At 34.8% G+C, this 12,878-nt stretch carries 12 protein-coding genes; 3 read left to right on the plus strand and 9 right to left on the minus strand.

Going from position 1 to position 12,878, the window contains the following annotated elements; translation table 11 throughout:
* Positions 1-22 precede the first annotated feature (22 nt).
* Both eat and AB3G34_RS03685 read right to left on the minus strand, forming a co-directional pair.
* A complete protein-coding gene (eat, locus tag AB3G34_RS03680) occupies positions 23-1,327 on the minus strand; it encodes an ethanolamine permease (protein WP_369753480.1) in 1,305 nt (434 codons plus the stop codon).
* Positions 1,328-1,547: 220 nt separating this feature from the next.
* On the minus strand, positions 1,548-2,126 hold the full coding sequence (locus tag AB3G34_RS03685; protein WP_367768658.1) for a PhnA domain-containing protein: 579 nt from the start codon (positions 2,124-2,126) through the stop codon (positions 1,548-1,550).
* A gap of 187 nt (positions 2,127-2,313) precedes the next feature.
* Here AB3G34_RS03685 and AB3G34_RS03690 point away from each other — a divergent pair, with 187 nt between their 5' ends.
* The gene (locus AB3G34_RS03690; protein ID WP_367768660.1) at positions 2,314-2,844 is read left to right on the plus strand and encodes a hypothetical protein; all 531 of its coding nucleotides are present in this window, start codon (positions 2,314-2,316) and stop codon (positions 2,842-2,844) included.
* A gap of 177 nt (positions 2,845-3,021) precedes the next feature.
* On the opposite strand, the gene coaD is transcribed toward AB3G34_RS03690, so the two are convergent.
* Positions 3,022-3,483 (minus strand): pantetheine-phosphate adenylyltransferase, encoded by a 462-nt coding sequence (gene coaD, locus AB3G34_RS03695; RefSeq protein ID WP_367768663.1) that lies wholly within the window; start codon positions 3,481-3,483, stop codon positions 3,022-3,024.
* Positions 3,484-3,533: 50 nt separating this feature from the next.
* Complete coding sequence (locus AB3G34_RS03700) at positions 3,534-4,502, minus strand: D-alanine--D-alanine ligase (protein ID WP_369753481.1); 969 nt, start codon at positions 4,500-4,502, stop codon at positions 3,534-3,536.
* A gap of 228 nt (positions 4,503-4,730) precedes the next feature.
* Between AB3G34_RS03700 and AB3G34_RS03705 the strand changes: the two genes are divergently transcribed.
* Positions 4,731-5,348, plus strand: a complete 618-nt coding sequence (locus tag AB3G34_RS03705) for a PASTA domain-containing protein (protein WP_369753482.1) — start codon at positions 4,731-4,733, stop codon at positions 5,346-5,348.
* Positions 5,338-6,378 (plus strand): RluA family pseudouridine synthase, encoded by a 1,041-nt coding sequence (locus AB3G34_RS03710; RefSeq protein ID WP_369753483.1) that lies wholly within the window; start codon positions 5,338-5,340, stop codon positions 6,376-6,378. The genes AB3G34_RS03705 and AB3G34_RS03710 overlap by 11 nt, the downstream gene beginning before the upstream one ends.
* A 164-nt stretch (positions 6,379-6,542) precedes the next feature.
* On the opposite strand, the gene AB3G34_RS03715 is transcribed toward AB3G34_RS03710, so the two are convergent.
* The 5 genes from AB3G34_RS03715 to lpdA form a co-directional block, all read right to left on the minus strand.
* Entirely contained in the window at positions 6,543-6,803 is a 261-nt protein-coding gene (locus AB3G34_RS03715) for a hypothetical protein (RefSeq protein WP_369753484.1), read from the minus strand.
* A 149-nt stretch (positions 6,804-6,952) separates the two neighbouring features.
* Complete coding sequence (locus AB3G34_RS03720) at positions 6,953-7,504, minus strand: hypothetical protein (protein WP_369753485.1); 552 nt, start codon at positions 7,502-7,504, stop codon at positions 6,953-6,955.
* A gap of 51 nt (positions 7,505-7,555) precedes the next feature.
* Complete coding sequence (locus tag AB3G34_RS03725) at positions 7,556-8,725, minus strand: dipeptidase (protein ID WP_369753486.1); 1,170 nt, start codon at positions 8,723-8,725, stop codon at positions 7,556-7,558.
* A 356-nt stretch (positions 8,726-9,081) separates the two neighbouring features.
* Complete coding sequence (locus AB3G34_RS03730; protein ID WP_369753487.1) at positions 9,082-10,992, minus strand: SPFH domain-containing protein; 1,911 nt, start codon at positions 10,990-10,992, stop codon at positions 9,082-9,084.
* Positions 10,993-11,318: 326 nt separating this feature from the next.
* Positions 11,319-12,707 carry a dihydrolipoyl dehydrogenase gene (gene lpdA, locus AB3G34_RS03735; protein WP_369753488.1) on the minus strand — a complete coding sequence of 463 codons (1,389 nt, stop codon included), beginning with the start codon at positions 12,705-12,707 and terminating at the stop codon, positions 11,319-11,321.
* Positions 12,708-12,878: the final 171 nt, after the last annotated feature.

Here is a 12,878-nt window from a genome sequence, read left to right on the forward strand (position 1 = left end):
TTGATGTTGGAATCAGTGCAAATTATTTTTCTCCTTTATAGAAAATTTTGAACAATGCAAAGCCCAAAACGATCGCTCCAAAATACCATAACGCCAAAATGGGATTGTAATAACTCATGGCTATCAACGAAAACAATCCAATTAATAGTGCTGTAATAGGGAGAGCTGGATATAAAGGTACAACAAATGGGCGTTCTAAATTGGGTTCTGATTTTCTTAATTGCAGTAGCGACATCATGGAAAGAATATATAATGTAAGCGCTCCAAAAACCGCTATAGTTATTATTTCGCCTGTTTTATTGGTAAATAAGGTGGCAATTCCTAAACCTGTATTTACAATAAGTGCATTGGCGGGAGTTAAAAATTTAGGATGTACTTTGCCTAGGAATTTTGGTGCAAAATCTATTTTTCCAAATTCCATTGTTGCTCTTCCTCCCGCAAGAATGAGTCCGTGGAAAGAGGCAATTAAACCAAAAAGGCCCACGCCTATCAATAAATGATACATCATGCTATCAGTAGAAACTGCCATTCCCATTGCCATTGGCAAAGGAGAATCGGATAAACTACCGTCTGCTTTATACACCACTTTTTCCCAACCACCTACACCAATGGTTGCTACGAAAACCATGATACACAATATAACGAGTGTAAGTATGGCGCTTCCAAAACCTTTTGTAATGTCTTTTTGTGGATTTATGGTTTCTTCGGCAACATTGGCGACGCCTTCGATACCAAGGAAAAACCAAATTGCAAATGGGATGGCCGCAAAAATTCCTTCCCAACCATTTGTACTTGCATTAAGCGTTAGTTTTTCTGAAGAAAAATGCGGAATAGTTACCCCAAAAAACAATAGCAACTCGGCAACAGCTAAGATGGTAATAAACAATTCGAATGTTGCGGCTATTTTTACCCCAAAAATATTGAGGGCTGTAAATAATAAATAAGCTCCAATTGCCGCTGGTAAAATAGGGATTTGAGGAAAGGAGAGATTCAAGTACGCGCCTATTGCGATTGCGATGGCTGGCGGAGCAAATACAAATTCTATAATTTGTGCCAGTCCTGTAATAAAACCAATGTCTTTACCAAAGGCTCTGTTCGCATAATCAAAACCGCCACCTGCTTTAGGAATCGCACAGGATAATTCACAATACGAAAAACTAAAACAAACATACATGATAATGATGATAAAAGTGGCAATGGCCATGCCAAGCGTGCCTCCTTTTTCTAATCCTAAATTCCACCCAAAATACATTCCTGAAATCACATAACCTACTCCAAGTCCCCAAAGCAAAAGAGGAGAAAGTGTTTTTTTTAGATGTGCACTCATAAATTTAGAATTTGAATTATTTGTAGTTAAAAAGTTAAAACTATAAATATTATTTCAAATAAATTTATTTTAAGGGATTATTGTTGTGGTATTTTCTTCTAATTGATAAATATTTTATTTTTTAACTTTTGAATAGAGATATAATAATTGATTTGAGTATAAAACAAAAAAAACGTCTTGAATAGTCAAGATGTTTTTAATATAAACCAATTTTGGTAAATTATGTTTTCTTTACATATTGTGTAATAATCACAATAGTTTGACCATCTACTTTTCCTTCAATGTATTCAGCGTTTTCGTGGTCTAAACGAATGTTTCGAACCGCAGTTCCTTGCTTAGCGACCATACTCGAACCTTTCACTTTAAGGTCTTTTATCAAGACAACCGAGTCTCCATGTTCTAGGATTACGCCGTTGCTATCGCGGTGTATTATTTTATTTTCATCATCTTCACCTTCCCCCGTTGCTTGAGCCCAAGCAAGGGTGTCCTCGTCAAAATACATTTGGTCGATTAATTCTTGTGGCCATCCTGCAGCACGCAAACGGCTCAACATTCTCCATGAAACTACCTGTACAGCGGTATGCTCGCTCCACATGCTATCATTCAGGCATCTCCAGTGATTAAGGTCTTCATGACCTGGGTTTTCAATCTGGTCGATACAGGTACTACACGCCATTATAGCTTCGTCTATTCCCCCTTTTTTAGTGGGTAAAACCTCGTATACCTTTAGGTTTTCTGTTGCGGCACATAATTCGCATTGTGATCCACTGCGTTTGCTTAATTCTCTTTCGATACTCATTGTTGGCTTTTATTTTATTTTATGCAAAAATAGGGTTAAATAATGTTTTTTACAACAAACATATTTTTTAGATAAAATCTTATAAATAGTTTTAAATAGCTATTAATTAGTGTTTTAAGTAGGGATTAAATTGCTTGCTGAATTAAATTATTTAAATTTAAGTAAGTAACAATTAAATTATAAAGCTATGAAAACTAAATCATTACTATTTGCAGGTTTTATTTTTATTTTATTCGTATCCTGTGATTCGACTTCTATTGATGGATCAGAACAAATTGCCGCATCTTTAAGTGCAAGTGCAAAAAGTGTTAACGCGAAACCAGTTGAAAAGGATGTGTCCATTTCACTAGTGGGTATAGACAATTCTACTGGAACTGGATCTAATTTCGTAGGTACAATGACACATTTAGGAGAGGTACATGGAGCTACGTCCACCACTCTTTTCCAAGATAATGGTGATGGCACTTTTAATTATGGATCGAGTGATATCCTTTATGCCGCAAATGGAGATGAATTATATACGGAAACAAAAATTGTTTTGACTTTTAGTTCAGCAACAGCTGCAACGTATGTTGGAGGATTTATTGTAACAGGAGGGAATGGTAGATTCCTTGGAGCAACAGGGTCTTTCTCTATTGCCAATGGTGTTTATATCATTAATGAGTCTACAGGCTTAGGTACGTCAACCCATAATGCAATTGGAAAAATTACGTATTAATGAAATAATTTGGAGTTTTTAAATTTGATCAAGTATGTGCAATAAAAGTTTTACTATGGTATAATACTAAACTTTTATTGCAGATACTTTTTTAAGTATCATGTAAAGTGAACCTTTTAAATAATTAAAAGAATATTAAATTAAATAATATTTTTTTAGATTAATTAAAATATAAAATCATTTAGAACTTACTCTAACTGCCTCCGGCACTAGCATTTCGTACTCTCCTCCATTGCGGATGACATCTCTTACAATACTAGAACTAATGTAAGAAGTTCTTGCAGCAGTCAGCAAGAAAACCGTTTCTATTTTGGATAAATGTCTGTTAGTGTGTGCAATTGCTTTTTCAAACTCAAAATCGGCTGGATTTCGCAATCCACGTAAAATGAAGTCCGCATTTACTTTTTTACATAAGTCAATTGTAAGTCCTTCATAATTAATAACGCTAACTTTTGGTTCATCCTTAAACGTTTCTTCAATAAAGCGTTTCCTTTCTTCTAGGGTAAACATGTATTTTTTTTCGGCATTAACACCAATTGCTATGACAATTTCATCAAATAAAGGAATTGCCCTTTTAATAATATCTTCATGTCCTAGTGTAATGGGATCAAAAGATCCTGGAAATATAGCTTTTCTCATTTATGTTAGAGTTTCAAGTTTGAGGTTTCAAGTTTAAATCTGTAATAACTTTATAAAGATAACTCGATTGCATTAGTAAATAACTCAGTTAGTGAAATTCCTGCAGCTTTGGCTTGTTGAGGAATCAAACTTTCAGTAGTTAAACCAGGAATGGTATTCATTTCTAGCATATAAGGCTCATTGTTTACGATAATGAACTCAGAGCGAGAAAATCCTTTCATACGTAGTATTTCATAAGCACGTTTAGCAATGTTTCCTACTTTTTGAGTCATTTCATCAGAGATTCTAGCAGGAGTGATTTCTTGTGATTTTCCTAAATATTTGGCTTCATAGTCGAAGAAGTCATTTTCGGATACGATTTCTGTGATGGGTAAAACGGTTGTTTTTCCTTGGTAATTGATTACCCCTACAGAAACTTCGGTTCCGTCTAGGAAACTTTCGATGATGATTTCGTTGTCTTCTTTGTAAGCGACTTCGATGGCAATTGGCAATTCGGCTTCCGTTTTTACTTTAGAAATGCCAAAGCTAGAACCTGCTTTGTTTGGTTTTACAAAACAAGGTAAACCTACTTTACTTACAATTGCTGCAGTGTCAATATGTTCTCCTTTGTTTAAGTAATATGATATAGCACTTTTTATTCCGTATGGTTTTAACACCGATAAAAGATCTCTTTTATTGAAGGTTAAAGCGGCTTGGTAATAATCGCATGAAGTATGTGGTATATCTAGCAATTCAAAATAAGCTTGCATGAGTCCGTCTTCACCTGGAGTACCATGAATGGCGTTGAAGACACAGTCAAATGTGATTTTATTTCCGTTAAGAGTTATAGAAAAATCATTTTTATCAATTGGGAATTCGGTGTCATTATCATCAACATAGACCCATTTTTCTTTAAAAATGTGAATTCGAAATCCATTGTATTTTGTTTTGTCCAAAAATTGGTATACTACGTTTCCGCTTATTAGTGAAATTTTGTATTCGCTGGAATAGCCGCCCATGATAATGGCAATATTTTTCATTTTATATTGTTTAATGTTGGAACACAAATTGTGTTTTGTAGTTCGAATCGTTTTATTTTCTAGCCCCGATAGTAGCGGTATCCTTTTCTTTTTTTCTTTAAAAAAGAAAAGATACAAGCGTATAGCGGGAAATAGCTCCAAATATACAAGGGTATTTTTTGCTTAAACAAAATTATCATTTTTTTTGAAACGAAATAGCTATATCTTTGCCCATATAAAAAAAAATTTATGAGTTTACGTAAATACCTTACCAGCCGTGTGTTTTTTCTACAAGTATTTATCGCGGTTTTGATAATTGCCGTTTTGGGATATCTTTTTATGCATTGGTTGACTTTTACTACTAATCATGGAAATGAGATTGCTGTTCCTAATTTAAGTAAACTAACAGAAGAGCAAGTGGAGGAAAAACTAGATGATTTAGACTTAGATTACGTTTTACTTGATAGTGTGGATTATAGAAATGATTATCCTAAATACAGTGTGGTACAACAAGATCCCTTGCCTGGAGCCAAAGTGAAAGAGGGTAGAAAGGTGTATATTAAAATTAATTCATCGGGATTTTCATCAGTGAAAGTGCCTGATTTAATTGAAAAAACATACCGTGAAGCAGTACCTACGCTAAAAGCGTTAGGTCTTGAAGAAGGGACAATTACTTATATACCAAATCTTGGAAAAGACATGGTATTAGAAATGCGTTATAAAGGTAGAAATATCAAAGCGGGAGATAAAGTATTGAAATCGTCTAAAATTGATCTAGTTTTAGGAGATGGAAAAGCGAGTTATGAAGAAGATATAAGAACGGATAGCATTGCTAATCCAACACAAGAAATGCCTAATGAACAATAATGTAGAGTCGATTGACTTAGAAGAAGAATTATACGAACATTTTAAATTTGAAGTTCCAAAAGGAATTACGCCTATACGAATTGATAAATATTTAATGGGATTGATTCAAAATGCAACCCGAAATAAATTACAAATAGCAGCTACTGAAGGGAATATTTTTGTGAATGATGCGACTGTGAAGTCAAATTATAAAGTAAAAGCTTTTGATGTAGTTCGTGTGATGTTGACGCATCCACCCTACGAAAACCATATTATCGCGGAGAATATTCCGTTAAACATTGTTTATGAGGATGATGCTTTGTTGTTAATCAATAAAAAACCAGGAATGGTGGTTCACCCTGGACATGGAAACTATACAGGAACATTAGTGCATGCCTTGGCCTATCATTTTGATAATTTGCCAATGAATAGCAGTGAGCGACCAGGATTAGTACATCGTATTGATAAAGATACTTCAGGCTTACTTGTAATTGCCAAAACGGAAGCGGCGATGACCCATTTAGCCAAACAATTTGAGGCTAAAACTTCTGAAAGAGAGTATATAGCGTTAGTTTGGGGGAATGTAGCTGAAGAAAGTGGAACAATTGAAGGAAACTTAGCTCGTCACTTGAAAGACCGCATGCAAATGGCTGTTTTTGCAGATCCAGAGATTGGGAAACCAGCGATTACTCATTATAAAGTTTTGGAACGTTTTGGTTATGTGACTTTGATTTCATGCCAATTAGAAACGGGGCGTACACACCAGATTCGTGCCCATTTAAAACATATAGGACATCCTTTATTTAATGACGAACGTTATGGTGGTCATTTGATTTTAAAAGGAACTACGTTTACAAAATATAAGCAGTTTATAGACAATTGCTTTAAAGCATTGCCAAGGCAAGCATTGCATGCTAAAACACTTGGTTTTGTGCATCCTACCACTAAAGAATTGATGCGTTTTGATACTGAATTACCACAAGATTTTCAAGATTGTATTGAAAAATGGAGAGGGTATTCTAAATCACATTTAACAGAGGAAGAGGAGTAGAGTTTCAAAGTTACAGAGTTTCAAAGTTTCGGAGGTTTAAAGTTGCTTAGCTTTGAGGATTTGAAAATCTAGATAAATAATAAAAATCCCTTTTGAAAAAGTCAAAAGGGATTTTTGGTTAAAAATGGTTTTTGGATTGTTCCACTACTTTTTTATATCTAAAACTATTTAATTTGTTTTAATGCTATTTTCTTGTTGTCTACAAATAAGCGGCAACGAACTTTAAAAAAGCCAGAAAGATTTGTTTTCACAGAAAATTTTTCTCCTTTTTTAGTAGTTAAAATTCCGGTCATTGTACTAGGAGTAATAAAATTTAATTGTTCATCCTGTAGTTCATTATTAATGAAAAGTTTTTCACCTGTAAACCAGTTATTAGTGATTTTTATTTCTTCATTTTCATAATTGGCAATCCATTCACTTTTCATTATTGTCTGTTTTGTTATTTTCGTAAAGGGCAACTACTAAAAGCGTAGTTGAATTATAAACCTTATGAGTCAATTAAATTATATGTAAAATTCTGACTTTTTAACTACAATCACAATACCCACTTTTAGTGATATTTGAAAGAATTGGGTTACAGGTTATTATTATTATTATTATTATTTATTTTCATGCCTTTTATTTGAGTTATTCCACTGCAAAACTCATCAATATAAACTTGATATTGTTTAATGGCTTCTTGTTGTGCTCCAAACTGGATTTGCATTGTTCCTGCTTTTCCATTATATAAAAAACCTTGAAAAATGTAGGTGTAATTATTAAAATCTAAAGTACATGTAAAATATTTAACTTTCATATCATGAATCATCTTATCATATATTTTAAGGTTCTTTATTTTGCCAAATTCTGCATATTGTGATTTTAGTGTTTTTTTGATGTTTTTTTCAGGTACAAAATAATCATATTCAATAAAATAGGCGTTAAGTAAGTTATAAGTGTCGTGAAATTCTGCATCCCATTTTGAAGTTAAATCACTTTTTAGCCAATGATTATTATTGTATTTTATTTCAAAAATTCCTTTCCGACTTTTATAAATAGTAGTATCTGTTGAGGGAATTACTTGGCCTATGGTAATTAATGGGTAAAAAAGAAACAGTAAAATGTGTTTTTTGAGCATTGATTTCATTTTATATTTTGATCGTTTTAATTAATATTTATGGTGTTTTCGTTCAAGTCATTATTTGGATTCGTTTGCTTTTAATACCCTTAATATATTACCACCAAGAATTTTAATTATATCTTTTTTACTATATCCTTTTTCAACCAGTGCTTTTGTAATTAATGGATAAGTTGTTACATCGTCCAGCTGTTGTGGTGTTAAATTAATTCCATCAAAGTCGGAGCCCAATCCTACATAATCAACACCCACTAAATTAATGATGTACTCGATATGTTGAATTACATTAGATAGTGGTGGTCGCATTGCCTGAGCTTCCTCATGATATTTGTTATAAAGGTAATCTTGTGCATAAAAATCTATCATTCCTGTTTTCATGAGGGAGTCATTTTCAACGGAATGTTTTTGAAGGAAAGCAAGTTCTTTAGCATCAAAAGTGGGATCAATAAATCCGGGATTAAAATTTATTTGGATGACACCACCATTTTTTGCGATGGCTTTTATTTGGTCGTCTTTTAAATTGCGACGGTGTGGGACAAGACTATATACGGAACTATGAGAAGCAATGATAGGTTTAGTTGTGGTTTTCATTACATCCCAAAAAGTTTGGTCGCCGGAGTGGCTTACATCTACAATCATTCCTATTTGGTTCATGTGTTGCACTACTTGTATTCCAAAATCAGTGAGTCCTTTGTGAGTCAAGTTAGGATTGGTAACTTCCTCCATAGCGCTTGTAGCCCATGTGGGAGCTACGTTATGTGTTAAGGTAAGGTAGCGTGCCCCACGATTGTAAAGACTGTCTAATTTATTGAGGTCGTTTTCTATCATATGTCCCCCCTCGACACCAAATAGTGCCGCAATTTTATTTTGATGTACGGTTTTTAGGAGTTTTGCATAATTACTCACTTTTACAATTTTGTTTGGATTACGGGCTATTACAGCATCTAGACTGTCCATTTCTCTATTGGCATAAGCAAAGGGATTTTTTAAATCGCCCTCACAAAACACAGAAAAAAATTGAACATCTAGCCCTCCTTTTTTCCATCGGTCTAGGTCGCTGTGTGTTTTTCCTTTTAGATCTTGGTCAAAAACAATTCCTATATCGGCAGCTTTCATGAGGATGTCATTATGAGTATCGACCACAATGGCTTCCTGATGTATTTTTTTGTAGGATTGAGCGAAGGTTTGACTCGTTATTAGAATACTAAGTAATACTAATTTTATTTTCATAGTACAGCTTTGGTTTGATGTTGGGTCACTTAATTGAAATTGAGAATACCGAAATAAAAACGATTTCTAAAAAAGAGGTTGTTAGTGAACTAAAGTACTGTTTTATTTGGAATAATCGAGCGTAATTTGTTGGTTTTTAGTGCGTAAAAATAATATTTATGGCTTGTATCGGGGTTGTCCTAGTTTTAATTTACCGCTCTTTTATAAACTAGGCTGCGTAAAGGATAGCAGCGGAAATCCTCCCTTTTTGGGAGATTGTAGCGAATAGCCTGACGCTACTGTAACGGAGTGGAAGTAGGGGTACGCCATAAAAAAAAATCCGACTTGCTTACGCAAATCGGATTCTGGTGTTAGAGTTATTTATTTTTCTTGGTGTTATCAGTGGAACTGTCCATCATTTCCATGAGTTTCAGTCCTAATAATCCACTAATTCCTCCTTCGGAACCATTAGTTCCTGTGATTAAAACATCAGGAATTACTTTTATATTTCCTTTTCCAATCTCTTCGGTGATTTTATACTTAGTAAAGTTATCACCACCCATAGCAGAGACTTGAAGTTGGTAGGCCTCAGCAGTCGATTTACCAATAGCCATAATTTTTTCGGCTTCGGCAAGACCTGTTTTCGAGATCTTCTCGGCTTCGGCACTTGCATTTAATTTGGTTGCTTCAGCTTGTGCACCCGCTCTCGCTTTTGTTGCTTCGGCTTCTGCATTGGCACGCATTTTTGTAGCTTCGGCTTCTGCATTTACGTTAAGTTTCAAACTCGTAGCATCTCCTTCGGCTTTTTTTACCGTTGCATCAGCAGTACGTTGCGCAATCTCGACACTTTGTGATGCTTTTACAATTTCTTTTTGCATATCAGCAATAGCGGTTTCTTTCTCTACACCTTGACGTTGTTCTTGCGCCATTCTTTGTGTTTGATAGGTTTTTTGCTCTTCTTCGGCAATTTTCCTGTCAGTTAATGTTTTCATCAATGAATCAGGTGGTACGATGTCACCAATCAATGTATCTACCGCATTTACATTGTACTCGTCCAAAACGGTTTTGATATGCGTCTTAGCCGATTCTTGACGCTCTTTTCGAGTGCTTAAAAATGAAATTACGTCACTGTCTTGAGCCGAGTTTCTAAAATAGTTACCAATGGTAGGTTCTAATACTTGTGAAACCAAGTTAGTCATACTACCAAAACGTGCAATTACCTTAGGTGCTTCATTGGCTGGAACGTGAATAATTTGTGCAACATCTAGATTGAACGGGAAACCATCTTTAGATCGTACCGTGATTGTTGATAGGTTTTTGTCTAAATCATGGGATTCGCTTCTAGCATTGGCCCAGTTCAAAACTAAGTTTGTTGTAGGAACAGGTTCTAGCTTTGTCGTGTATTTGTTTAAAGCATATTTCCCTGGTCCTAGGGGTTCCATCCAAACGCCACGCTGTCCTTTTGAAACAATATTTCCGTGTTTAAAAGTATCGCCTGTTACATCTTTTCCGTCTTCTCCAATATAGGAGATCACTACTCCTACATAACCAATAGGTACATCAGTCATTGGGTTTTGTTCAATTTGAATTCCCCATGTATTGATATAATAAGATCCTGCAAGCATCACTTGAGGTTGTAAACCCCGATTTCCGCCATTATCAAGAAAGGCGTCAAAATCCTGAAAGTTATTGTGTCCGTCAATGTTTTTACCCGCAATTTGTCCTTGAGGTATAGGCTCTCCGTCAAGCGCCGTTACAATACCAATCATGTTTTCATAAATCTTGATTTGTTCTACAATCACAATTTCGAATAGAAAGGTATTAATACGATAGGATCCAGTGGTGATAAAGGCCGTTTGACGCCCTTTTTGACCACCATTGTTTAAGAATGCAGTTGCATCCTGAAAATTATCTGATGTTACCTTGCGGGCAAGAATTCGACCTGTTGGGATTTCTTGTCCATCTCTACTTAGAATCAAACCAATTTGACCTTCTGGAATGATTGTAAATCCAGTCATATCAACAGAGTATTGCCATATCCACATCATCCAATATAATCCTGGAGCCAGTGTTCGTGCTTGATACCCGGCTTCGCCTTTAGTAGCTATAATTCTACCATCGGGTAACGACTTATCAGCGCCGAAGAGTACAAATTTTTTGGTCACTAAACCAATTTTATTCTCGGGAACAATAACCATCCCAAAGAAAACACGCAAAACGAATTTGTAAAAAATGATGGAAAAAACTACCGGGAGTATCCACCAAAAAGAGGCCATTAAAGTTGTCATATTTGATTATTTAGACTACTAAATTACTGTTAATTTTTCCTGTTAAAATAAAAATCGTAAAAAATTAACATTTGCTAAATTTTGCACTTTTGCAGTAAAAAAATCGCTTTTCTAAGGTCGGAAATTGGCATTCTACGACACGATTTTTCGGTTTGTCAACTATGTTTGGTATTTTGGATTTTAACAATTTTAAAACGAATTTTATGAAAAAGGGCTAGTTCTTACTATTTTTATCTGAGTATAAAACATAAAAAATCCGACTTGCTTTCGCAAATCGGATTGTGTATTTCTTATAATCGTATTTTAATATAGTCTCAACTTACAATTTACAAGTGAATTACTTCACCGTAAGCATCAGCAACTGCTTCCATAACTGCTTCACTCATTGTTGGGTGAGGATGGATCGATTTTAGGATTTCGTGCCCTGTAGTTTCTAGTTTACGCGCTACAACTGCTTCAGCAATCATATCCGTAACACCAGCACCAATCATGTGACAACCTAACCATTCACCGTATTTAGCATCAAAGATTACTTTTACAAATCCATCAGAATTTCCAGAAGCCTGTGCTTTTCCAGAAGCTGAAAATGGAAATTTACCAATTTTCAATTCGTATCCTTTTTCTTTAGCTTGTTTTTCTGTCAAACCAACAGAAGCGATTTCTGGAGTAGCATACGTACAACCTGGAACGTTTCCGTAGTCGATTGGATCTACATGTAATCCAGCTATTTTTTCAACACAGTTGATTCCTTCTGCAGAAGCAACATGTGCCAAAGCTTGTCCTGGAGTTACATCACCGATAGCGTAATATCCTGGGATATTCGTTTGGTTGTAAGCATCCACTATTATTTTGTCTCTATCAGTAGCAATTCCTACTTCTTCTAGACCAATGTTTTCAATATTTGTTTTGATTCCAACAGCCGAAAGTAAAATATCAGCTTCAAGAACTACTTCTCCTTTTGCTGTTTTTACAAATGCTTTCACTCCAGCTCCAGTAGTGTCAATGCGCTCTACAGATGAGTTTGTCATAACTGTAATTCCAGATTTTTTCAAAGATTTTTCCATTTGTTTAGAAATATCTTCGTCTTCTACAGGAACTACGTTTGGCATAAATTCTACAATAGTCACTTCCGTTCCCATTGAGTTATAGAAATGAGCAAATTCTACTCCAATTGCACCTGAACCAACGATAATCATTTTTTTAGGTTGGCTTGGTAAACTCATTGCTTGGCGGTAACCAATTACTTTTTCTCCATCTTGAGGTAAGTTAGGTAACTCACGTGAACGTGCACCCGTTGCAACAATAATATGGTCTGCACTATATTCAGTTGTTTTACCATCTTTATCGGTCACATCGACTTTTTTACCTGGTTTTATTTTTCCAAAACCATTAATAACGTCAATTTTATTTTTTTTCATTAAGAAAGTAACCCCTTTGCTCATTCCTTGTGCAACCCCACGGCTACGTTGAATAACAGCAGGAAAATCCTTATCGAATGAAGAAACAGTCAATCCATAATCGGAAGCATGTTTTAGATAATCAAAAACCTGAGCTGATTTTAGTAATGCTTTCGTTGGGATACATCCCCAATTCAAACATACACCACCTAAGCTTTCTTTTTCAATTACGGCAACTTTAAACCCTAATTGAGATGCTCTAATGGCAGTAACATATCCACCCGGACCACTTCCTAAAACTATGATATCGTATTTCATTTTTATAAGTTTTCTAAATTAATTGATTTGGCGAATTTAAGGATTTATTCTGTTTTGGAAAAATTTAAAGATTCAATTATTTAAAGATTTGTTAGGAATCATGAAAATAATAAGTGAATACTTAATTGGCATCAAAAGATCCTCTTAAATTATTTAAGTAGTTAGTAAATA

The organism is Flavobacterium sp. WC2409 (assembly GCF_041200085.1).
Lineage (GTDB): Bacteria > Bacteroidota > Bacteroidia > Flavobacteriales > Flavobacteriaceae > Flavobacterium.

What these genes read in the sequence shown, in the direction of transcription:
- eat (WP_369753480.1), bottom strand. Translation starts at nt 1,327, where the DNA reads ATGAGTGCACATCTAAAAAAAACACTTTCTCCTCTTTTGCTTTGGGGA.
- AB3G34_RS03685 (WP_367768658.1), bottom strand. Translation starts at nt 2,126, where the DNA reads ATGAGTATCGAAAGAGAATTAAGCAAACGCAGTGGATCACAATGCGAA.
- AB3G34_RS03690 (WP_367768660.1), top strand. Translation starts at nt 2,314, where the DNA reads ATGAAAACTAAATCATTACTATTTGCAGGTTTTATTTTTATTTTATTC.
- coaD (WP_367768663.1), bottom strand. Translation starts at nt 3,483, where the DNA reads ATGAGAAAAGCTATATTTCCAGGATCTTTTGATCCCATTACACTAGGA.
- AB3G34_RS03700 (WP_369753481.1), bottom strand. Translation starts at nt 4,502, where the DNA reads ATGAAAAATATTGCCATTATCATGGGCGGCTATTCCAGCGAATACAAA.
- AB3G34_RS03705 (WP_369753482.1), top strand. Translation starts at nt 4,731, where the DNA reads ATGAGTTTACGTAAATACCTTACCAGCCGTGTGTTTTTTCTACAAGTA.
- AB3G34_RS03710 (WP_369753483.1), top strand. Translation starts at nt 5,338, where the DNA reads ATGAACAATAATGTAGAGTCGATTGACTTAGAAGAAGAATTATACGAA.
- AB3G34_RS03715 (WP_369753484.1), bottom strand. Translation starts at nt 6,803, where the DNA reads ATGAAAAGTGAATGGATTGCCAATTATGAAAATGAAGAAATAAAAATC.
- AB3G34_RS03720 (WP_369753485.1), bottom strand. Translation starts at nt 7,504, where the DNA reads ATGAAATCAATGCTCAAAAAACACATTTTACTGTTTCTTTTTTACCCA.
- AB3G34_RS03725 (WP_369753486.1), bottom strand. Translation starts at nt 8,725, where the DNA reads ATGAAAATAAAATTAGTATTACTTAGTATTCTAATAACGAGTCAAACC.
- AB3G34_RS03730 (WP_369753487.1), bottom strand. Translation starts at nt 10,992, where the DNA reads ATGACAACTTTAATGGCCTCTTTTTGGTGGATACTCCCGGTAGTTTTT.
- lpdA (WP_369753488.1), bottom strand. Translation starts at nt 12,707, where the DNA reads ATGAAATACGATATCATAGTTTTAGGAAGTGGTCCGGGTGGATATGTT.